This window comes from Pseudomonas sp. SWRI68 (genome assembly GCF_014269165.1).
Taxonomy (GTDB): domain Bacteria; phylum Pseudomonadota; class Gammaproteobacteria; order Pseudomonadales; family Pseudomonadaceae; genus Aquipseudomonas; species Aquipseudomonas capeferrum.
Map to the genome: position 1 here is coordinate 150,502 of NZ_JABWRU010000009.1, position 20,418 is coordinate 170,919.

18 protein-coding genes are annotated in these 20,418 nt (G+C 63.6%); 10 read left to right on the forward strand and 8 right to left on the reverse strand.

Going from position 1 to position 20,418, the window contains the following annotated elements:
• Window positions 1–41 precede the first annotated feature (41 nt).
• The 7 genes from HU770_RS15550 to HU770_RS15580 all read left to right on the forward strand — a co-directional run bounded on the left by HU770_RS15550 (window position 42) and on the right by HU770_RS15580 (window position 5,842).
• Window positions 42–1,070 (forward strand): alpha/beta fold hydrolase, encoded by a 1,029-nt coding sequence (locus tag HU770_RS15550; RefSeq protein WP_047583272.1) that lies wholly within the window; start codon window positions 42–44, stop codon window positions 1,068–1,070.
• Window positions 1,071–1,290: 220 nt separating this feature from the next.
• Entirely contained in the window at window positions 1,291–1,782 is a 492-nt protein-coding gene (gene rraA / locus HU770_RS15555; RefSeq protein ID WP_033700488.1) for a ribonuclease E activity regulator RraA, read from the forward strand.
• 27 nt (window positions 1,783–1,809) lie between these two features.
• Window positions 1,810–2,805 (forward strand): zinc transporter ZntB, encoded by a 996-nt coding sequence (locus HU770_RS15560; RefSeq protein WP_186664121.1) that lies wholly within the window; start codon window positions 1,810–1,812, stop codon window positions 2,803–2,805.
• A 121-nt stretch (window positions 2,806–2,926) separates the two neighbouring features.
• Window positions 2,927–3,190: a hypothetical protein gene (locus tag HU770_RS15565; RefSeq protein ID WP_033700486.1), complete on the forward strand. Its 264-nt coding sequence runs from the start codon at window positions 2,927–2,929 to the stop codon at window positions 3,188–3,190.
• Between the two features lie 2 nt (window positions 3,191–3,192).
• Complete coding sequence (locus HU770_RS15570; protein WP_033700485.1) at window positions 3,193–4,017, forward strand: mechanosensitive ion channel domain-containing protein; 825 nt, start codon at window positions 3,193–3,195, stop codon at window positions 4,015–4,017.
• 112 nt (window positions 4,018–4,129) lie between these two features.
• Complete coding sequence (gene sigX, locus HU770_RS15575) at window positions 4,130–4,696, forward strand: RNA polymerase sigma factor SigX (RefSeq protein ID WP_033700483.1); 567 nt, start codon at window positions 4,130–4,132, stop codon at window positions 4,694–4,696.
• A 111-nt stretch (window positions 4,697–4,807) separates the two neighbouring features.
• A complete protein-coding gene (locus HU770_RS15580) occupies window positions 4,808–5,842 on the forward strand; it encodes an OmpA family protein (protein WP_047583273.1) in 1,035 nt (344 codons plus the stop codon).
• 87 nt (window positions 5,843–5,929) lie between these two features.
• On the opposite strand, the gene cobA is transcribed toward HU770_RS15580, so the two are convergent.
• From cobA to HU770_RS15605, 5 genes are all read right to left on the reverse strand, one after another.
• Entirely contained in the window at window positions 5,930–6,673 is a 744-nt protein-coding gene (cobA, locus tag HU770_RS15585; protein WP_033700480.1) for a uroporphyrinogen-III C-methyltransferase, read from the reverse strand.
• 27 nt (window positions 6,674–6,700) lie between these two features.
• Window positions 6,701–8,371 (reverse strand): bifunctional protein-serine/threonine kinase/phosphatase, encoded by a 1,671-nt coding sequence (locus HU770_RS15590; protein WP_186664123.1) that lies wholly within the window; start codon window positions 8,369–8,371, stop codon window positions 6,701–6,703.
• 9 nt (window positions 8,372–8,380) lie between these two features.
• Window positions 8,381–9,592 (reverse strand): nitrate/nitrite transporter, encoded by a 1,212-nt coding sequence (locus HU770_RS15595; protein ID WP_047583276.1) that lies wholly within the window; start codon window positions 9,590–9,592, stop codon window positions 8,381–8,383.
• Between the two features lie 165 nt (window positions 9,593–9,757).
• Complete coding sequence (locus HU770_RS15600) at window positions 9,758–10,333, reverse strand: ANTAR domain-containing protein (protein ID WP_186653930.1); 576 nt, start codon at window positions 10,331–10,333, stop codon at window positions 9,758–9,760.
• 11 nt (window positions 10,334–10,344) lie between these two features.
• Entirely contained in the window at window positions 10,345–11,559 is a 1,215-nt protein-coding gene (locus HU770_RS15605; protein WP_186653933.1) for a CmpA/NrtA family ABC transporter substrate-binding protein, read from the reverse strand.
• 136 nt (window positions 11,560–11,695) lie between these two features.
• Here HU770_RS15605 and HU770_RS15610 point away from each other — a divergent pair, with 136 nt between their 5' ends.
• Window positions 11,696–12,733 carry a quinone-dependent dihydroorotate dehydrogenase gene (locus HU770_RS15610; protein ID WP_186653935.1) on the forward strand — a complete coding sequence of 346 codons (1,038 nt, stop codon included), beginning with the start codon at window positions 11,696–11,698 and terminating at the stop codon, window positions 12,731–12,733.
• Between the two features lie 93 nt (window positions 12,734–12,826).
• On the opposite strand, the gene HU770_RS15615 is transcribed toward HU770_RS15610, so the two are convergent.
• Window positions 12,827–13,042, reverse strand: a complete 216-nt coding sequence (locus tag HU770_RS15615; protein ID WP_003248687.1) for a ribosome modulation factor — start codon at window positions 13,040–13,042, stop codon at window positions 12,827–12,829.
• A 559-nt stretch (window positions 13,043–13,601) separates the two neighbouring features.
• On the opposite strand from HU770_RS15615, the gene rlmKL reads away from it, so the two are divergent.
• Window positions 13,602–15,794, forward strand: a complete 2,193-nt coding sequence (gene rlmKL, locus HU770_RS15620; protein WP_186653943.1) for a bifunctional 23S rRNA (guanine(2069)-N(7))-methyltransferase RlmK/23S rRNA (guanine(2445)-N(2))-methyltransferase RlmL — start codon at window positions 13,602–13,604, stop codon at window positions 15,792–15,794.
• 94 nt (window positions 15,795–15,888) lie between these two features.
• Entirely contained in the window at window positions 15,889–18,294 is a 2,406-nt protein-coding gene (locus HU770_RS15625) for a diguanylate cyclase (RefSeq protein WP_186664131.1), read from the forward strand.
• A gap of 79 nt (window positions 18,295–18,373) precedes the next feature.
• On the opposite strand, the gene dacB is transcribed toward HU770_RS15625, so the two are convergent.
• Together dacB and HU770_RS15635 are read right to left on the reverse strand one after the other, a co-directional pair.
• Window positions 18,374–19,831 (reverse strand): D-alanyl-D-alanine carboxypeptidase/D-alanyl-D-alanine-endopeptidase, encoded by a 1,458-nt coding sequence (gene dacB / locus HU770_RS15630; RefSeq protein ID WP_186664134.1) that lies wholly within the window; start codon window positions 19,829–19,831, stop codon window positions 18,374–18,376.
• A gap of 196 nt (window positions 19,832–20,027) precedes the next feature.
• Window positions 20,028–20,372, reverse strand: coding sequence for a YggL family protein (locus HU770_RS15635; protein WP_047583280.1), 345 nt, complete (start codon window positions 20,370–20,372; stop codon window positions 20,028–20,030).
• Window positions 20,373–20,418 lie beyond the last annotated feature (46 nt).

A 20,418-nucleotide genomic window follows, 5' to 3' on the forward strand; every position in this document is an offset into this window, starting at 1 on the left:
GGCGCGCCCCCGCCTGGTTTGATCCAGGGCGAGTTCCAGTAATGGTTCCCGCCCTTTTTTGTGCACCAAGCAACCTTATGCAAAGCAGCAGCACTTTATTTCCCGTGGCCTTGCTCAGCGCTGAGCGGCGAGGCGACTTGAGCGAAGACGTGTACCGGATCAAGGCCGGCAACAGCCCTGATCCGAGCGTCGAGCTGGCCGTGACCCGCCTTGGCCTGGCCGATCAGGGTCAGGCTCAAGGCGTGCCGGTCATTCTTCTGCACGGCAGTTTTTCCAATCGGCGCTTCTGGTATTCGCCCAAAGGGGTCGGCCTGGGCGCGTTTCTGGCCCGCGCGGGTTTCGATGTGTGGATCCCGGAGATGCGCGGCCATGGCCTGTCGCCGCGCAATCGCCAGTGGCAGCACAACCGTGTCGCCGACTATGCCCGCGATGACTTGCCGTTGATTGGCGCTTTCGTGCTGGAACAAACCGGCCAAGCGCCGCACTGGCTTGGCCATTCCCTGGGCGGGACAACCTTGGCCGCTGCACTGGGTGGCGGCTACCTGCCAACCGAGCAGGTGGCCAGCGCCGCGTTCTTCGGTACCCAGGTCAGCCGCGTGTACTGGCCGTTGAAAGTGCCGCCGGTGGTGTGGGGGGCGAAGTTGCTGCTCAAGCGCTGGCGGCAGATTCCCGGGCAGCGGCTTAAGCGTGGCCCCGAGGACGAACCGATTGGCTTGGCACTTGAAAGCATGCGCTGGCATGGCCTGTTCGGGCGCTTTGGCGACAAGGACAACGACTGGTGGGCGGGCCTGGCGCAGGTGGATGTGCCGGTGCTGGCCGTGGCCGGTGCGGGCGATTACCAGGACCCGGTCTGGGCTTGCCGCAAGTTGTTCGACCAGTTGGGCGGGGAGCGCAAGCAGTTTCTGCGCTTGGGCCGCGAGGAAGGCTTCGATGCGTTCGGGCATGTCGACATGCTGGTCAGCAAGGCCGCGCAGGCACAGGTCTGGCCGTTGGTGGAACGCTGGTTGAGGAACCCGTCTATGCCGGTGCATGCGTCGACTGTTGTGGCGCAGGCTGTGCCAGCCAGCTGATTCCATGCTGCCTGCGCTGGCCCCTTCGCGGGGCAAGCCCGCTCCCACAGGTACCCCACTGTTCTTAAGGCAGTGAAATACCTGTGGGAGCGGGCTTGCCCCGCGAAGAAGCCAGTGCCGAAGGAAGGCAACTGACTGCTCGGTCCCGGATGACGTCAACAGCTTCCTCGGTGTAGCCTTGGCCCATACCCGCTTTCGTTGTGACTGACAGGAGCTTCCCATGCAGCATTACGTAACGCCCGACCTGTGTGACACCTACCCTGACCTGGTCCAGGTGCTCGAACCTATGTTCAGCAACTTCGGCGGCCGCGATTCGTTCGGTGGCCAGATCGTCACCCTCAAGTGCTTCGAAGACAACTCGCTGGTCAAGGAGCAGGTCGAGCTCGACGGCAAGGGCAAGGTTCTGGTGGTCGACGGTGGCGGTTCGCTGCGCTGTGCGCTGCTGGGCGACATGCTGGCCGAGAAAGCGGCCAAGAACGGCTGGGAAGGCCTGGTGATCTACGGCTGCGTGCGTGACGTGGACATCTTGATCCAGACCGACGTCGGCGTGCAGGCCTTGGCCAGCCACCCGAAAAAAAGCAACAAGCGTGGCGTCGGCGAGCTCGACGTGCCGGTGACTTTCGCCGGGGTGACCTTCCGCTCGGGCGAATATGTGTATGCCGACAACAATGGCGTGCTGGTTTCGCCAAGCCCGCTGAAAATGCCGGAGTGATGCGCCGCACGCGCTGATGGAGCTTTGATGTTCGAGGAAGACAACGCGCAGTGGGGGCTGGTGCATGCCCTGGTGCTCGATGGCAAAGGCGGCGCGCGCTCGATTGCCCGTACCGAGCTGGACGACCTGCAACTGCACCCCCAGGAAAGCCTCTGGTTGCACTGGGACCGCAGCCATCCACAAACCCGCACCTGGCTGCTGCGCGACAGCGGCCTGAGCGAGTTCGCCTGCGAACTGCTGCTGGAAGAAAACACCCGGCCGCGCTTGCTGCCGCTGGTGGACGAACAGTTGTTGCTGTTCTTGCGCGGGGTCAACCTCAACCCGGGCGCCGAACCTGAAGACATGGTCTCGGTGCGCATCTTCGCCGAGGCGCAGCGGGTCATCTCGCTGCGCTTGCGGCCGCTTCGGGCCAGTGACGAGATGCTCCAGTTGCTCGGCGAGGGCAGGGGGCCGAAGTCAGCTTCGGAGTTATTGCTGCTGATGGGTGAACTGCTGACCGAGAAGGTCCAGGGCCTGGTCAGCGACCTGTCCGAGCTGGTCGACCTTGAGGAAGAAAAGGTCGAATCCGACGAACGGTACACTCCCGAGCAGGGTAGCCTGCAGCAGATCCGCCGCCGTGCGGCCGGCTTGCGACGTTTTCTGGCGCCGCAGCGGGAAATCTACGCACAGCTGTCACGCAGCAAGTGGAGCTGGTTCGCTGATGCCGATGCCGACTACTGGAACGAGTTGAACAACAGCCTGATCCGCTACCTCGAGGAGCTGGAGCTGACCCGCGAGCGGGCCGCATTGGTGCTTGAAAGCGAGGACCGGCGGCGCAGCGAGCGCATGAACCGCACCCTGTACCGCTTCGGCATCATCACCTGCATCTTCCTGCCCATGAGCTTCATCACCGGCTTGCTGGGCATCAATGTCGGCGGCATTCCGGGGGCGGAAAACCCCTACGGCTTCTTGTTTGCCTGCATCATCGTGCTGGGGCTGGCGGTAGGGCAGTGGTGGCTGTTCCGTCGGCTGCGGTGGGTCTAGATGTTGAATCCCTTGCCCGCGAAGCAGGCGACAGCGGTTCATTTTGCACCACACGCCCCCAGGCGATGTGTGACCCATGCCCCGGCGCCCTCGTCTCTGACAGATACTGCGCGAGGTGCCCATGCACGATCCGTTTGAAGAATCCCTGCGCGACCTGCTCAAGGCGTCGCCGTCCGGCCAGGACCGAGACGACGCCGCCTGCCTGGGTCGTGTGCTGAAAACCGCCAACCGCCAGGTCGGTGCGGGTGATCTGTTCAGCCTGCTTGGCCGTTGGAGCCAGGCGCTGCTGATCGCCGTCAACAATGGCTCGGCGCATGTAGCGCCGGTGCGCAGAAACTCTACCCGCAACGCTGCCACCGGCAGCAAAGCAGATAAGGCCGATTGAATATGGAACTGGATCTCTGGACCCAAAGCCTGGTCACCGCCATGACTGCCCTTTGGACCAAGGTGGCGAACTTCATCCCTAACCTGTTCGGCGCCCTGGTCGTGGTGCTGCTCGGTTTCGTGGTGGCCAAGCTGCTCGATACGCTGCTGTCCAAGCTGCTGGCCAAGCTCGGCCTGGACCGCCTGATGGCAGGTACCGGGCTGACCAAGATGCTGAGCCGCGGTGGCATCCAGGTGCCGATTTCGACCCTCATCGGCAAGATCGTCTACTGGTTCGTACTGCTGATCTTCCTCGTCTCGGCCGCGGAATCGCTGGGCCTTGAGCGGGTTTCGGCGACCCTCGACATGCTCGCCCTGTACCTGCCGAAAGTATTCGGCGCGGCGCTGGTGCTGCTGGCCGGTGTGCTGCTGGCGCAGGTGGCCAATGGCCTGGTGCGCGGCGCTGCCGAAGGCATTGGCCTTGAGTACTCCGCAGGCCTTGGGCGTATCACCCAAGGCCTGGTGATCATCATCAGCATCTCGGTGGCCATCAGCCAGCTCGAGGTCAAGACCGACCTGCTCAACCACGTGATCGTCATCGGGCTGATTACCGTTGGTCTGGCCGTTGCCTTGGCCATGGGCCTCGGTAGCCGCGAAATCGCCGGGCAGATACTGGCCGGTATTTACGTGCGTGAGCTGTATCAGGTCGGCCAGCAGGTGCGGATTGGAGAGGTCGAAGGGCATATCGAGGAAATCGGCACGGTCAAGACGACGCTGTTGACCGATGATGGCGAACTGGTGTCGCTGTCGAACCGTGTGCTGCTTGAGCAGCGCGTCAATAGCCGCTAACCGCACAAAAGCTGTTAATGTATGCCGCCGCGAAATCGACCCCCGGGGTCGCGCGGCGACATTGACCTGACTGTCGGCCAGATTCGTTTTGAATAAAGTTCATTCGCCGCCCATGCGTTATGACCCCCGCGAGCTCACCGACGAAGAGTTGGTGGCGCGTTCGCATGAGGAGCTGTACCACGTTACCCGCGCCTATGAGGAGCTCATGCGGCGCTACCAGCGGACCCTGTTCAACGTCTGTGCGCGTTATTTGGGGAACGACCGGGATGCCGACGATGTCTGTCAGGAGGTGATGCTCAAAGTGCTGTACGGGCTGAAGAACTTCGAGGGCAAATCGAAGTTCAAGACCTGGCTCTACAGCATCACCTACAACGAGTGCATTACCCAGTACCGCAAGGAGCGCCGCAAACGTCGGCTGATGGATGCCTTGAGCCTGGACCCTGTTGAAGAGGCGTCCGAGGACAAGGCTCCGAAACCCGAAGAAAAGGGCGGGCTGGACAAGTGGCTGGTGCATGTGAACCCGATCGACCGGGAAATCCTGGTGCTGCGATTTGTCGCAGAGCTGGAATTTCAGGAGATCGCCGACATCATGCACATGGGCCTGAGCGCGACGAAAATGCGTTACAAGCGCGCGCTAGACAAGCTTCGGGAGAAATTTCACGGGCTCGATGAAACTTAAGCGTGTGCAAATATCTCTAACGAATCGGCGAGTTCTGCTAGACTTGCCGTCGAGTTGTCCCCCTTGTTGTTGGTGGGACTGCTTAACTATCACCAGATGGGGATTTAACGGATGAAATTGAAAAACACCTTGGGCTTGGCCATTGGTTCGCTTGTAGCCGCCACTTCGATTGGCGCTATGGCACAAGGTCAAGGCGCCGTCGAAACTGAAATCTTTTACAAAAAAGAATTCTTCGACAGCCAGCGCGACTTCAAGAACGACGGCAACCTGTTCGGCGGCTCGATCGGTTACTTCCTGACCGACGACGTTGAACTGCGTCTGGGCTACGACGAAGTTCACAACGCTCGTGGCGAAGACGGCAAGAACATCAAGGGCTCGAACACCGCCCTGGACGCCGTTTACCACTTCAACAACCCGTACGACGCCATCCGTCCGTACGTTTCCGCTGGTTTCTCGCACCAGTCGCTGGGCCAGACCGGCCGTGGCGGTCGTGACCACTCCACCTTCGCCAACGTTGGCGCTGGCGCCAAGTGGTACATCACCGACATGTTCTACGCCCGTGCCGGCGTTGAAGCTCAGTACAACATCGACCAGGGCGACACCGAGTGGGCCCCGAGCGTTGGCGTTGGTCTGAACTTCGGCGGTAGCCCGAAGCAAGCTGAAGTTGCTCCGGCCCCAGTTGCCGAAGTCTGCTCCGACAGCGACAACGATGGCGTCTGCGACAACGTCGACAAGTGCCCAGACACCCCGGCCAACGTCACCGTTGACGCCGATGGCTGCCCGGCTGTTGCCGAAGTCGTTCGCGTTGAGCTGGACGTCAAGTTCGACTTCGACAAGTCGGTCGTCAAGCCTAACAGCTACGGCGACATCAAGAACCTGGCTGACTTCATGAAGCAGTACCCATCGACCACCACCACCGTGGAAGGTCACACTGACTCCGTGGGTCCAGACGCTTACAACCAGAAGCTGTCCGAGCGTCGTGCCGACGCTGTCAAGCAAGTACTGACCAATCAGTACGGCGTAGAATCCAACCGTGTTGAATCGGTTGGCTACGGCGAGACCCGTCCGGTTGCCGACAACGCCACCGAACAAGGTCGCGCTGTTAACCGTCGCGTTGAAGCGCAAGTAGAAGCCCAGGCCAAGTAATTGGTTTGATGCTTCATGAAAAACCCGGCCTCGGCCGGGTTTTTCTTTGTCTGTGATTTAGGGGGGCACACTGAGATTCTGGGGCTGCTACGCAACCCTTTCGCAACGCAAGGCTGCGCTTACAGCGCCGGTGACGACCTCGCCGATCACCAGAATTGCCGGGCTGCTTAGCCCGAACGCCCGCGCATCCTCAACCATCCCCTGTACATCACTGCGGCATTCGCGCTGCTGCGCCAATGACGCATTCTCGATCATCGCCACCGGCATATGCGCAGCCATCCCGCCGGCCAGCAGGCCTTGGCGAATCTGCTCCAGCCGCGCAACGCCCATGTACACCACCAGCGTCGTACCGCCCTGGGCCAGCGCCGCCCAGTTCAGCTCGCTGTCATCCTGGGTGTGTGCCGTTACCAGCGTCACGCCGCGGCTCACCCCGCGCGAAGTCAGCGATATACCGCATTGCGTCGCGCCTGCCAGGCCCGCCGTGATGCCGTTGACCAGCTCCACTTCGATGCCATGCCCTTGTAGCCAGGCAGCCTCTTCGCCGCCACGGCCGAAGATGCACGGATCGCCCCCTTTGAGCCTGACCACGCAACGCCCCTGGCGCGCATGGCGCAACATCAGGCGCTGGATAAAGGCTTGAGGCGTGGACCGGCAGCCGCCGCGCTTGCCCACGGCCATCACCCGTGCCTGGGGACAATGCTCCAGCACTGCGGGGTTGACCAGGTCGTCGATCATCACCACCTGGGCTTGCTGCAATGCGCGCACGGCCTTGAGGGTAAGCAGTTCGGGATCACCAGGGCCGGCGCCGACCAACCAGACTTTCGCATTCATCGTTGTTTCCTCTTCGGCAAGGTGTACTCAGCCCTTGAGCAGGACGAGCAGCACTATCAGGTTGCACAGCAGGGACAGCAGGGCCAGGGTGCGCCAGACTTTCAGCGGTTCGCGCTCCAGCAAGGGCCGGGGGCGGTGGGCCAGCTCCTGGCGGTCGCCGCGTTCGAGTAGCAACAACCAGTGCTCGGCGGTTTCAAAGCGTTGCGCCGGGTCGGCCGCTACCGCTTGCAGCAGGTTGTGCTGCAACCATTCCGGCAGGTCGGGGCGATAGCGCGAAGCGTTGACCGGCTGGCTGAAGCGTGGCCGCTGGAACGGCTCCACTTCGCCATAGGGGTAGTGCCCCGTCAGCAGCTGGTAAAGCGTCACGCCGACGGCATAAAGGTCTTGCCGCGGGCTGGGTGGTTGGCCGTCGAAGGCTTCCGGGGCGATATAGGATGGCGTGCCAGGCAGCTCGTGCTGCGGGTCTTCAGACAAGCCGGGGCAATACGCCAGGCCGAAGTCCAGCAACCGCAGCTGTCCATCGGCGCCCAGGTGCAGGTTGTCTGGCTTGATGTCGCGGTGCAGCAAGTTGCGCCGATGCAGCACGCCGACCGCTTGCAGCAGTTGACGGGCGATCTCCAGCCACTGCGCCAAGGGCAGCGGCCCGTGCTCGGCGAGCAGTGCCGAAAGGCTCTGGCCAGGGTGTTCGCGCATCACGTAATACAGGTGCTGGCGCTGGCTGGCGACGTGGAGTTCGGGGAAGTGTCGCCCTGCGACCCGGCGCAGAAACCACTCTTCCATCAGCAACCCTTGGGCTGCCCCTGGCTCCTGTTCGCGCGCGCTGGGCAGGGTCTTGAGCAGCCAGGGCTGGCCGTGGCCGTCGCGTACCCGGTACAGCAGCGATTGACGGCTGTGCGAGAGCAGGGTGTCGACCTGCCAACCATCGAGCGCCTGGCCTTCACGCAGGGGGCCGGGTACAGGCCACTGTTGCAACTGCGCCAGGGTATCGCCCAGGTTGGCCGTACCCAGCTGTTGCACCTGCACCAGCAGGGCGCTGGCGTTGTCCTGGCTGCCATTGAGGTGAGCGCTGGCGACCAGCGTGTCAGCGGCCAACTGCAGGTCGGGTTGCTCGCGCAATACCGCCTGGATGTGCTGGTCCCCCAGGCTGGCCCAGACGCCGTCGCTCACCAACACGTAGCACTCGCCCGCCTGCAGTTCACCTTCCAGGTAATCGACCAGCAGTTGTTGGTCCAGGCCCAGCGCGCGCTTGAGCACATGCTGCATGCCCGGTTGGTCCCAGACGTGGTCTTCGCTCAGGCACCGCAGGTGCCCTTGGTGCCAGCGGTAGACCCGGCAGTCGCCAACATGCGCCAAGGTAAAACGCCGCCCGCGTAGCACCAGGGCGCTGAGCGTGGTCAGCAGCGGTTGGCCGCTACCCTGGGCACGCAGCCAACGGTTCTGCGCCAGCAGCAGGCGGTCCAGCGCCTGCGCCACGCTCCAGGTGGCGGGGGTGGCGTAGTAGTCCAGGGCCAGGGCCTGCAAGCTGGCGCGTGCTGCCAGGCCGCCATCGGCGCATTGGCTGACACCGTCGGCGAGGGCGAACAGGTAGCCTTTGCTGGCGGCCAGTTCCGGCGCCGGCGTGACCAGGCGCAGGGCATCCTGGTTTTCCGCGCGCGGCCCGGTGGCACTGGCGTGGGCAAAGCTCAGTTGCAGGCTCATCGGCGTGCCTCAGACCCGCGCCGCAGTCACGGCGGCCGAGCCCCAGGTGGTGCGCCAGCGCTGTTTGACGCCATGCAGGCCGAACCAGGCCAGCAGGCCGAGGCTGGCGAACAGCCACAGCCCCAACTGGTAGTCACCGGTGTGCTGCTTGATGGTGCCAAGCCCCGCAGCCAGCAGGAAGCCGCCAATACCACCGGCCATGCCGATCAGCCCGGTCATCACGCCGATCTCCTGGCGAAAGCGTTGCGGCACCAGCTGGAATACCGCGCCATTGCCTGCGCCCAGGCCGAGCATGGCGCTGACGAACAGCGCCAGGGCAGCGGTTGCGCTGGGCAGGTTGAAGCCGACTGCGGCGATGCAGATGGCGGCCACGCTGTACATGCCCAGCAAGGTGCGGATGCCACCGAAGCGATCGGCCAGGGCGCCGCCGAGTGGGCGCATCAGGCTGCCGGCAAAGACGCAGGCGGCCGTGTAGTAGCCGGCGGTGACCGGGCTCAGGCCATATTGGTCACTGAAGTAGCCGGGCAGGGCGCTAGCCAGGCCGATGAAGCCGCCGAAGGTGACGCTGTAGAAGAACATGAACCACCAGCTGTCGCGGTCACCGAGGGCCTTGAGGTAGTCGGCCATGGCCTTGCGCTTGGGCCGCTCAGGTGCGTTGCGCGCCAGCAGGGCAAATACCACCAGGGTCAGCGACAGCGGGATCAGGGCGAAGCCGAACACGTTGTTCCAGCCAAAGCCCGCGGCCAGGGCGGGCGCCAGCAACGCCGCGAACACCGTGCCCGAGTTGCCGGCACCGGCGATCCCCATGGCCTTGCCCTGGTGCTGAGGCGGGTACCACTGCGAGGCCAGCGGCAGCGAAACGGCGAACGAGGCCCCGGCAAAACCCAGGAAGACGCCCAGCAGCAGGGCTTGCTCGTAGCTGTGCACGCCCAGGTACCAGGCGCCGGCCAGGGCAATGATGACCACGACCTGGCCGATCAGGCCGGCGGTCTTGGGCGACAGGCGATCGACCAGCAGGCCCATGGCGAAGCGCAATATCGCACCGGCCAGAATGGGTGTGGCCACCATCAGGCCCCGTTGCTGTGCACTCAGCTGCAAGTCGGCGGCAATTTGCACCGCCAGCGGGCCGAGCAGGTACCAGACCATGAAGCTCAGGTCGAAATACAGGAACGCAGCGAACAGCGTGGGCACATGCCCGGATTTCCAGAAGCTGGTACTCATTGAACACCTCACTCGGCAAAGCAACGGAACGAAAAAGACGCCGCTACCCGGTCCACGGCTGTGGAGGGGTGAGCGACGTCTTTGTCGGGATCAAGTGGGGCAACCGCCGTTGGCTACCGGTGTGGTTTCTTCAGCAAGAGCTGGGCCAACTCGCTCCTTCGGGTTTCAGCCCAACATTTCGTGCATGGCGATGATCTGCTCGGCCACCTGGATCAGCTTTTGTTGCCGGCTCATGGCCTGGCGGCGCATCAGGGTGTAGGCCTGCTCTTCGTTGCAGTCCTTCATCTTCATCAGCAAGCCTTTGGCCTGTTCGATGCGCTTGCGCTCGGCCAACTGCTGGTCGCGCGCCACCAACTGCGCCTTGAGCGCCTGGTCGCTCTCGAAGCGGGCCATGGCCACATCCAGGATTGGCTGCAGCCGCGCGGCGTGGATGCCCTCGACGATGTAGGCGCTGACCCCCGCCTGGATAGCCTGGCGCATCACGCCCGGGTCATGCTCGTCGGTGAACAGCACGATGGGCCTTGGGCGGTCGCGGCTGACCAGTACCACTTGTTCCATCACGTCGCGATCCGGTGAGTCGGTATCGATCAACACGACGTCCGGGTGCACCGTTTCGACGCAGGCGGGCAGGTCGATGGTCAGGCCTGGGGCTTCGATGACGTCGAAGCCGGCCTCGCTCAGGGCCGCCTTGAGCCTGCCCAGCTTGTTTTGAGTGTCGTCGATCAACAAAATACGCAGCATGTTCATCCCCCTCACAGGCCAGCGCAGGCTTCGGGTGTGTCGCCCAGGGCATGCAAGCGGAAGCTGCGGGCATAGCCGTAGGGGTCGCTGCCGTCCCAACGTGTACCGTCGATCAGCAGGCTGCTGCGCATCGGCAGGCCGTGGCAAGGGATGCCGAGGGTGTCTGCGGCTTCGCGATAGAGCCCCAGTTGCTGGACCTGGCTGGCCACGCCGAGGTAGTCGGGGTCGTCGCGCAGCAGGCCCCAGCGGCGGAACTGGGTCATGAACCACATGCCGTCGGACAGGTACGGCAGGTTGGCTTGGCCCTGGTCGAACAGGCGCAGGGCGTGGGGGTCTTGCCACTGGTTGCCCAACCCGTCCTGGTAGTCGCCAAGCAGGCGTGGCTCGATGTTGCCCACCGGGGTGTCCAGGTAGGCATTGGCGCTGAGTAGCTGTGCGGTGCTGCGGCGGTTCTCAGGGCTTTGCTCGATGAAGCGGCTGGCCGCGAGGATCGCCTTGATCAAGGCGCGGGCACTGTTGGGGTACTGCTCGGCGAAGGTGCGGGCGCACGCGAGGACTTTCTCTGGGTGGTCCGGCCAGATCGACTGGCTGGTTGCCAAGGTAAAACCCTGGCCCTTGCCGACGGCATCGGCTGACCAGGGCTCGCCGACACAGAAACCGTCGATGCGGCCTGCCTGGATATGCGCGGCCATCTGTGCCGGCGGTACTACCACGCTGTCGACGTCGCGCAGCGGGTGGATGCCTTGGCTCGCCAGCCAGTAGTACAACCACATGGCGTGGGTGCCCGTGGGGAAGGTCTGGGCAAAGGTCAGGCGTGCGCCATGCTGGTGCACCAGGCGCGCCAATGCCTCAGGGCTGGTCACACCCTTGCGTTGCAGGGCAGGGGAAAGGTTGATGGCCTGGGCATTCTGGTTCAGCCCCATGAGCACGGCCATGTCACTGGCCGGCACACCACCAATGCCCAGGTGCACGGCATAGGCCAGGCCGTACAGGCAGTGCGCGGCATCCAGTTCGCCGCTGACCAGTTTGTCGCGCAGCCCCGCCCAGGAACCCTGGCGCTTGAGGTTGAGGGCCAGGCCGTGCTGCTGGGCAAAACCCTGGGTGGCGGCGACCACCACCGAGGCGCAATCGGTCAGGGCCATGAAGCCAATGTTCAGGCTGGGTTTTTCCGGCGCGTCGCTGCCGTTGACCCAGGCCAGGGGCGTTGCTCGGGGTGCTGTGTTCACAAGGTTCCTCGCCCGTACTGAAAAGGCAGTGCGATGTGCGAAGCAACGCATGTGCCAAGCGGCCGAGGATTTACTGTCATGCCAGCCGTGCGCTGGCTATAATCGCCCCCTCATTCACCCCGAGCCTTGCCCGCCCATGTATACCCTGGCCCGCCAGCTGCTGTTCAAGCTTTCCCCGGAAACCTCCCACGACCTGTCCCTGGACCTGATCGGTGCCGGTGGCCGTCTTGGCCTCAATGGCATGCTGTGCAAGCAGCCGGCGGCCTTGCCGGTGTCGGTCATGGGCTTGAACTTCGCCAACCCGGTGGGCCTTGCCGCTGGCCTGGACAAGAACGGCGCGGCCATCGATGGCTTTGCTCAGCTGGGCTTCGGCTTCGTCGAGATCGGTACCGTCACACCGCGTCCGCAGCCGGGCAATCCGAAGCCGCGGATTTTCCGCCTGCCGGAAGCCACGGCGATCATCAACCGCATGGGTTTCAACAACCTGGGCGTCGATCACCTGCTCAAGCGCGTGCGAGCTTCGCGTTACAACGGCGTGCTGGGCATCAACATCGGCAAGAACTTCGACACCCCGGTCGAGCGTGCGGTCGATGACTACCTGATCTGCCTGGACAAGGTCTATGCCGATGCCACCTACATCACCGTCAACGTCAGTTCGCCGAACACGCCGGGGCTGCGCAGCCTGCAGTTTGGCGACTCGCTGAAGCAGTTGCTCGATGCCTTGGCCGAGCGCCGCGAGCAGTTGGCGGTTACGCAGGGCAAGCGCGTGCCGTTGGCGATCAAGATCGCCCCGGACATGAGTGATGAAGAAACCGCACTGGTGGCTGCGGCGTTGATGGAATCGGGCATGGACGCGGTGATCGCCACCAACACCACGCTGAGCCGTGAAGGCGTCGAAAGCTTGCCCTATGGGGGCGAAGCCGGTGGGTTGTCGGGTGCTCCGGTACTGGAGAAGAGTACTCACACGGTGAAGGTACTGGCAGGTGAGCTGGGCGGCAAGCTGCCGATCATTGCTGCGGGTGGCATCACCGAGGGGCGTCACGCCGCCGAGAAAATCGCCGCCGGGGCCAGCCTGGTGCAGATCTACTCGGGCTTCATCTATAAAGGCCCTGCGCTGATCCGCGAGGCAGTGGATGCTATCGCCGCGATGCCAAGACAACCTTCAGGTTTGTAACCGGCCATAAAAAGGGCCCCATCAAGGGGCCCCTGGGCCTTCGCCCGCCGCCCGGATGGGGCGTGCATGGTAAATCGAATTCAGTGTCCTCGATCAGCCAACGGCGTGATTTTCGTTGAGTCTATGGATGCCAGCGGTGCCAGTCATGCCGTCCCAGTTATCACCGCGACCTTCACGCCAGCCGTTGATCCAGGCTTGGCGAACAGAAGGAAGATTGAACGGGCAAAGTTCGCGGGATTTGCCGGTGACCCCGTATTGGTAGCCACGTGAATATGCTCTTTCCAACGGATCACGCTTAAGTCTTCTCATAGGGTGTTGCCCTCACTTGTTGACTGTAATGTCCCGTCGGCCTCTCCGAGGCCGGGCAGAGTCTTTCTGCCGGTTTGCGCTCGCTGCCGGCGTGGCGAGCTGAAGGTGCCGCCTCGTTGCGAAGCGGCCTAAGACCAGTTCTAACGAATGCGAGTCACGGTGTGAATGATCGATTTGTCATAAGCACGTAACCTTTCCAAGGGTGAAGTGATAAGTAAATAAATGCGACTCAACCTTATTTGGCGTTGAGCCCGCAATGATCGGGGTTTGCCGATCATTGACGTCATTTCGCCAGCGTTGCTGGGCCATGACAGAATTATTTTGAAATGCGACGAAGGGTCACATCGGTCCCTGAATCGCTCGAATTTTTCAAACTGCCTGATGATCTAAGCTGTCTTTGCCCCTGGCGAAGTGCTGATCGGTCAGGCGGCCCGGTCGTTCTGCTGCGCAGTTGTGCAGGGGAGGGCCACTCGGATGCCTGCTGGAAGGGTGTTCGGGCAAACATCGCGGGGCGATGCGTCGCCTCGTCAGTCAAATAGCCAAAGGCTCTGGAATCCTCATGTCGGACCGTTTCGAACTCTATCTCACCTGCCCCAAAGGCCTGGAAGGCCTGCTCGCCGAAGAGGCCAAGGGCCTCGGCCTCGATGAGGTGCGCGAGCACACCTCGGCCATTCGCGGCGCCGCCGACATGGAAACCGCCTACCGCCTGTGCGTCTGGTCGCGCCTGGCCAACCGGGTGTTGCTGGTGCTCAAGCGCTTCAACATGAAGAATGCCGACGACCTCTACGATGGCGTCAACGCGGTTGACTGGGCAGACCACCTGGCCGCCGACGGTACGCTTGCGGTGGAATTCAGCGGCCATGGCTCGGGCATCGACAACACCCATTTCGGTGCGCTCAAGGTCAAGGACGCCATCGTCGACAAGCTGCGCAACCGTGAAGGCCTGCGCCCGTCGGTGGAAAAGATCGACCCCGATGTGCGTGTGCACCTGCGCCTGGACCGCGGCGAGGCGATTCTCTCGCTCGACCTGTCCGGCCACAGCCTGCACCAGCGCGGATACCGCTTGCAGCAAGGCGCCGCGCCGCTCAAGGAAAACCTGGCGGCGGCTGTGCTGATCCGCGCCGGTTGGCCGCGCATCGCTGCCGAAGGCGGCGCCCTGGCTGACCCGATGTGCGGTGTGGGTACCTTCCTGGTCGAAGCCGCAATGATTGCCGCCGATATGGCACCTAACCTCAAGCGCGAGCGTTGGGGCTTCAGCGCCTGGCTTGGCCATGTGCCGGCACTGTGGCGCAAGGTCCATGACGAGGCGCAAGCGCGCGCGCAGGCCGGCCTGGCCAAGCCACCGCTGTGGATCCGTGGCTACGAGGCCGACCCGCGGCTGATCCAGCCTGGGCGCAACAACGTCGAACGTGCCGGCCTGAGCGACTGGGTAAAGATCTACCAGGGCGAGGTCAGCACCTTCGAGCCGCGGCCAGACCAGAACCAGAAAGGCCTGGTCATCAGCAACCCGCCTTACGGCGAGCGCCTGGGCGACGAAGCCAGCCTGCTGTATCTCTATCAGAACCTGGGCGAACGTTTGCGCCAGGCCTGCATGGGCTGGGAAGCGGCGGTGTTCACCGGGGCGCCGGAGCTGGGCAAGCGCATGGGCATCCGTAGCCACAAGCAATACGCATTCTGGAACGGTGCGCTGCCGTGCAAGCTGCTGTTGTTCAAGGTGCAGCCTGACCAGTTCGTCACCGGCGAGCGTCGCGACCCTCAGGCTGAAAACGACGAGGCCCGGCGCCAGGAGCCACAGGCAAGCGAGCCTGCGCGCCTGTCGGAAGGTGCGCAGATGTTCGCCAATCGTCTGCAAAAAAACCTCAAGCAATTGGGCAAGTGGGCCCGTCGCGAGCAGGTCGACTGCTACCGCCTGTACGATGCCGACATGCCCGAGTACGCCCTGGCAGTAGACCTCTACCACGACTGGGTGCACGTGCAGGAATACGCGGCACCCCGCACGATCGACCCAGAGAAGGCCCAGGCGCGTCTGCTCGATGCCCTGGCCGCGATTCCGCAGGCACTGGGTATCTCGCCCCAGCGTGTGGTGCTCAAGCGCCGCGAGCGCCAGAGCGGCACCCGCCAGTACGAGCGCCAGGCCACCGAAGGGCGCTTCCAGGAAGTCAACGAAGGCGGCGTCAAGCTGCTGGTCAACCTCACCGACTACTTGGATACCGGCCTGTTCCTCGACCATCGCCCGATGCGCATGCGCATCCAGCGCGAGGCTGCCGGCAAGCGCTTCCTCAACCTGTTCTGCTACACCGCCACGGCAACCGTGCATGCGGCCAAGGGCGGCGCGCGCAGCACCACCAGCGTCGACTTGTCGAAAACCTACCTGGACTGGGCGCGGCGCAACCTGTCGCTCAATGGTTTCTCCGAGCGCAACCGCCTGGAGCAGGGCGATGTGATGGCCTGGCTGGAAGCCAACCGCGACACCTATGACCTGATCTTCATCGACCCGCCGACCTTCTCCAACTCCAAGCGCATGGAAGGTGTGTTCGACGTACAGCGTGACCATGTGCAACTGCTGGACCTGGCGATGGCGCGGCTGGAGCCAGGTGGCGTGCTGTACTTCTCCAACAACTTCCGCAAGTTCCAGCTTGATGAGCACCTGATGGCGCGTTACGCGGTAGAGGAGATCACCGCCCAGACGCTGGACCCGGACTTCGCCCGCAACAACCGTATCCACCGCGCGTGGCGCCTGCAATTGCGCTGAAGCGACGAGGTGCATTGCGCCGCTAATGGCCAATAGCTATAACTGACGGCAGGGCAAGATAATCCGCAGGACGCTGACGTGACGAGATGGGTTTATGTCCAAGTTTGGCGTACGTGCGAGGTTTCTTGGCCTGTGCAGCGAAGGGGTGTCCGCCTGGGCCGTGGCGCTGGTGGCCTTGGTGGCTGGCGGCCTGCTGTCGGCCACCCTGGCGCTTGCCGCGCACACCTTTTACAAGCAGCAACTGCGCCAGCGCTTCGAGTTGCTGGCCAGCGAGCGCTACAGCCGCATCGCCGAGCGTTTTGATGATCAGCAGCAGCGCCTGGACGGGCTGCGGCGGTTTTTCAGCTTCTCCAATGAAATCACCCCCCGCGAATTCGATGGTTACGCACGGCCCTTGCTGCAGCGCACTTTGGCTTACGCCTGGGCGCCGCGCGTAGAGGCGGCGCAGCGTGCCGATTTCGAACAGCGCACCTCGGCCTGGCTGGGCCAGGGTTATGTGATCCGCGATCAGGATGCGCAGGGCAACTGGCAGCCGGCGCCACTGCGTGACCACTACTTTCCGGTGCTCTACACCCAGTCAGCTGATCAGCCGGCACTCCCTTACGGGCTCGACCTTGCTGGCCAGGGGGCGCGCCATGCAACCCTGGCGCGTGCGCTGGAGCCTGGCAGCATGGCGGTGTCCGAGCCCCTGAACATCATGGATGCCGGGGCTGGGCGGCCGGCAGCGCAGGCGCGTGGCCTGCTGATGGTGGCGCCGGTGTTCTCCGACGCAGCGCCGTATGGCGCGGCGGCGGGGTATGTGATGGCGTTGCTCAACCTGCGCGAGCTCATCAGCGATGGGTTACCGGCCCTGGCCGATGACAATCTGGTCGTGCGCATCGAAGACCCTTCCGGGCGGCAAGGGCCTGAAGTGCTGTTCGACTCCCAGAACGAGGCAGCACCCCTGGCGTTGGCGAGCAGCCAGTTGCTGCACCTGGCTGACCACCCATTCCAGCTGCTTGTGCGACCGAGTCTGGCGTTTCTGAAGGCCAACCGTTCATCGGCTGCGCTGACGGTCGGGCTATTGGGCGGGCTGTTGAGCTTACTGCTCAGTGCCTTGCTCTACAGCCTGTTCAGCCAGCGCCAGCGCGCCTTGACCCTGGTCGAGCAGCGCACTGCAGAGCTTCGAGTCAGCGAGCAATCCCTGCGCGGCACTCACAACCAGTTGCGCAGCGTGCTGGATGCCGCGACCCAGGTGGCGATCATCGCTACCAACCTCAAGGGGGTGGTCAGCACCTTCAATGCCGGAGCCGAGCGCATGCTCGGCTATTCGGCCAGCGAGGCGATCGGCCAACTGCGCCTGGAGGACCTGGTGCTGCCTGAAGAGCTCAGCCAGCGCGCCCATGCCTTGAGCCAGCGCTACGGGCGGCGTATTGCCGGTGGCCAGGCGATGTTTGCCGAAACGGTGCAGGAAAGCGGTGCCGAGCCTGGCGAGTGGACCTTGCTGCGCGCCGATAACAGCCATCTGCTGGCCAACATGCTGGTCACGGCCATGCTCGATGAACAAGGCCTATGGGTCGGCTACCTGGCGATTTGCATCGATGTCACGGAACGACGCCGGGTGCATGAGGCGCTGGCGGCGCGTGACCGGCTGCTGGAAAAACTCAGTGCCGAGGTACCCGGCGGCATCTATCAGTACCGCCTGGATGCCGATGGCAGCTCGTGCTTCCCGTATGCCAGCAAAGGCCTGTACGACATCTACGAGGTCGACCTGCAGCAGCTGCACGAGGACGCCACGCTGGTGTTCGAGCGTATCCACCCCGATGACCTGGACCGCGTACGCCGGTCGGTGCGCTACTCGGCCAACCACCTCACGCCGTGGCGCGAGGAGTACCGGGTCTGCCTGCCGCGTGCGGGCTTGCGCTGGGTGCGCGGCGAAGCGACACCAGAGGTCGGCGATGCGGGGTGTACCCTTTGGCATGGCTACCTGACCGACATCTCCGACCTCAAGGGGGTGGAGGAGGAGTTGCGTGCGCTGTCGGTGACCGACGCGCTGACCGGTATTCATAACCGGCGCTATTTCCAGGAGCGGCTCAAGGTCGAGCTGGATCGCGCTCAGCGTGATGGCTTGGCGTTGGCGGTGATCATGCTCGATATCGATCACTTCAAGCGCATCAATGACCAGTTCGGCCACGCGGTGGGTGACCTGGTGCTGCGCAGCCTGTGCCAGCGCATCGCCCTGCGCTTGCGACGAACCGACGTGTTCTGCCGGCTGGGCGGGGAGGAGTTCATGGTGCTGTGCCCGGGTAGCGATGCCGAGCAGGCGCGGCTACTGGCGATGGAGCTGTGGCAGGGTGTGCGCAACGTACCGATCGAAGGGGTAGGCGAGGTGACCGCGAGCTTCGGTGTGGCGGGGTGGCGGCCAGGCGAAGGGGCCGATGCCTTGCTGTGGCGCGCGGATGCCGGGGTGTATGCCGCCAAGCAAGCGGGGCGGGACCGGGTGGAAGGCGAGTTGCCCTGAGCCCTGCATGGGCTCGGTGGCCGGCAGACACGGGGGGCCGTTCCTGCGGCCCCCCACCGGTGTTTAGGCCGAGACTTGGTCAGTTGGCCGCAGTACTGGTGCCCAGTTTCGGCTGGCGATAGAGGTCCAGCAGTACCTGGTCAAGCACCTGCGATGCGCCCCACGGTTTCGGGTCGTTGAGAATGGCCGCGACCGCCCAGGTATGCCCGTTGCTGTCGCGGCTGAAGCCCGCGATGGCCCGCACGGTATTCAGGGTGCCGGTCTTGATGTGCCCCTCACCGGTCATGGCCGTGCGTTTCAGGCGCTTGCGCATGGTGCCGTCCATGCCCACCAGCGGCATGGAGCTGATGAACTCGGCCGAGTAGGGGCTCTTCCAGGCAGCCTGCAGCAGGGCGGCCATCTCGCGGGTGCTGACGCGTTCGGCACGCGACAGGCCGGAGCCGTTCTCCATCACCAGGTGAGGTGCAGTAATGCCTTTTTTCGCCAACCACTGGCGAACGACGCGTTGCGCCGCACGGGCATCATCGCCATCGGCATCGGTACGGAACTGTGCACCCAGGCTGAGGAACAGCTGCTGGGCCATGGTGTTGTTGCTGTACTTGTTGATGTCGCGGATCACTTCCACCAGGTCGGGCGAGAAGGCCCGTGCCAGCAGGCGTGCGCTCTTGGGCACGTTCTCGATGCGATCGCGGCCCTGGATGTTGCCACCAAGCTCGTTCCAGATCGCCCGCACGGCGCCGGCGGCGTAGGTCGGGTGATCGAGCAGCGACAGGTAGGTCTGCGAGTTGCAGCCATCGCCGAGTTGGCCGCTGACCACCACGCTGACGCCATCGGCCTGGGGCACAGGGTTGTAGCGCACGTCACCCTTGCACTGCTTGGACGTCACGGCCTTGACCTGGTTATCGATGCGGATGTTGGCAATCGGCGGTTCAACGGCGATGGTCACCTTGCCACCATCGTTGCGGGCGACAAAGCGCAGTGCCTTGAGGTTGACCAGCAACGAGTCAGGCTTGACCAGGAACGGCTTGTTGACGTCGCCGCCATCATCGTTGAACTGCGGCAGGTTGGGCTGCACGAAGTGGCTGCGGTCCAGTACCAGGTCACCGCTGATGGTGCGCACGCCGTTGGCCCGCAGGTCACGCATCAGCAGCCACAGTTTTTCCATGTTCAGCTTCGGGTCGCCGCCACCTTTGAGGTACAGGTTGCCGTTGAGCACACCGTTGCTCAAGGTGCCGTCGGTGTAGAATTCGGTCTTCCACTGGAATGTAGGGCCGAGCAGTTCAAGGGCTGCGTAGGTGGTGACCAGCTTCATGGTCGAGGCCGGGTTCACCGAAACATCGGCGTTGAACACGGTCGCGGCGCCTGGGCCATCCAGCGGCAGCATCACCAAAGACAGCGCAGTGTCTTGCAGCTTGTTGGCTTTAAGCGCCTGCTGCACCTTGGGTGGCAGGCTGGTATTGACGGCGGCGGCCTGGCTGGGCAGGGCGAAGGGCAGGAGCAGGCCGGCGAGAACGAGGGGACGGAGCGTTTTGATCATATTCAGTAAATACCCTGCGGCGAGGGAGAAGGACATTGGGGCTGTAAGAGATGATGGCCCCAGGACGAAATAGAACGCGCATTATGCCCCAAGCTTAGCCACGATGGGCCACGTTCGACACAAAAGCGACGCCAACAAAAAAGGCCACCCCGAAGGGTGGCCTTTTCAGCGTGCAAGCCGCTGGGTAGCGCAGGTATCACTCGGCCGCGTTGATCGCGTTGCCCGGATACCATGCGTCGAGCAGCGGGCTGACTTCGATCTTGGTCAGTTCGCTGCGGCCCTTGAGCCAGGCTTCGACGGCAGCACGCTGCTCTTCGGTGACCGAACCGCGTTTGGCCGAGCACACCAGACCGAAATCGTCACCGCCTACGTAGTCGAGGCCGTTGGCGTCCATGGCTTCTTCCAGGAAGGCATCGAGGAATGCGTCGATCGCCTGATCATCCAGGTCTTCCTTGAAGTCCAGGTTCAGCTCGAAGCCCAATTCCTGAAACTCGTCGACACACAGCTTTTTGCGCAGGCGGCGGGAGCGGTTAGTGGCCATGAAACAATCCTCTTAGGTAATATCGCCGCGCAGTCTACCAGCTTCG